1 protein-coding gene is annotated in these 1,429 nt (G+C 67.7%); it reads left to right on the forward strand.

Translation table 11 applies throughout. The annotated features are described in order from the left end of the window. Positions 1-135: 135 nt before the first annotated feature. Positions 136-1,374, forward strand: coding sequence for an IS256 family transposase (locus ACWD0A_RS34810; protein WP_451304704.1), 1,239 nt, complete (start codon positions 136-138; stop codon positions 1,372-1,374). The last annotated feature ends 55 nt before the right edge of the window (positions 1,375-1,429 follow it).

Below are 1,429 nucleotides of genomic sequence, written 5' to 3' on the forward strand. Positions count from 1 at the left end.
GGTTGCGTCCTGAGAGGTGGTGTACGGGCTCCCACCTGATCCGGGCGTTTGTCCTGGCGTCGGAGTGAGTGTCCGGATACAAGAACGGCCACCGGCTGATCTTCGAGTTGTCGAAGCTCGAAGGAGATCAGCACGATGACCGCACCTGACAGTCTGCCGCTGCACGCCCTCGCCGAGGACAACCTGGCCGCGGCGAGTCCCGATCTGCTGCGCGCGATGGTTAAAACGTTCGCCGACGCTGTCATGTCCGCCGAGGCCGACGCCCTCTGCAACGCCGAATACGGGCAGGTCAGCGACGAACGCGTCAACCACCGCAACGGATATCGCCCACGCGAGTGGGACACCCGGGCCGGCACCGTCGAACTGGCCATCCCCAAGCTGCGCCAGGGCAGTTACTTCCCGCATTGGCTCCTGGAACGCCGCCGCAGGGCCGAGCAGGCCCTCATCTCGGTGGTCGCCACCGCCTACCTGCTCGGCGTCTCCACCCGCAGAGTCGAGAAGCTCGCCGAGTCCCTGGGCGTCACGCAGCTGTCGAAGTCCCAGGTCAGTGCGATGGCCAAGCACCTGGACGAGCAGGTCGCCGCGTTCCGCAACCGGCCTCTGGATGCCGGGCCCTACTCGTTCGTCTGGGTGGACGCGCTGACCCAGAAGGTCCGCGAGGGCGGCCGCATCATCAACGTCCACGCGCTGATCGCGGTCGGCGTCAACGCCGACGGACACCGCGAGATCCTCGGCCTGGACGTCGCCACCGCCGAGGACGGCGCCGGCTGGCTCGCCTTTCTGCGCTCCCTGATCGCCCGCGGCCTGTCCGGTGTTCAGCTGGTCATCTCCGACGCGCACACCGGCCTGGTCGACGCCATCGGCGCGGTGCTGCCCGGCGCGTCATGGCAGCGATGCCGCACGCATTACGCCCGCAACCTGCTCAGCCAGGTTCCGAAATCGGCCCAGCCGTGGGTGGCCACGCTGCTGCGGACCATTTTCGAACAGCCCGACACCGACGCGGTCCGGGCCCAGATGGCACACGCCCTGGACGCCCTGGAGGCCAAGTTCCCCAAAGCCGCAGCCCACTTGGACACTGCCCAGCACGACCTGCTGGCCTTCACCGCCTTCCCGCGCGAGATCTGGCGGCAGATCTGGTCGAACAATCCGCAGGAACGGCTGAACAAGGAGATCCGGCGTCGCACCGACGTCGTCGGCATCTTCCCCGACCGCACCGCCGTCATCCGGCTCGTCGGCGCGGTCCTGGCCGAGCAGAACGACGAGTGGACCGAGGCCCGCCGCTACATGGGACTCGACCTGCTGGCCAAGGCCCGCCTCCACCCGATCGAGTCAGAAACCGACGAGACCGCCCTGCCCACCGAACTCACCGCATAGCCTCAAAACGAGATCACCGAGTGGCCGTCACTACACCACTCCAGCGGACGTGACC

Source organism: Streptomyces sp. NPDC002867 (genome assembly GCF_053591895.1).

Coding starts and splice junctions, on each gene's coding strand:
- ACWD0A_RS34810 (WP_451304704.1), top strand. CDS start 136: ATGACCGCACCTGACAGTCTGCCGCTGCACGCCCTCGCCGAGGACAAC.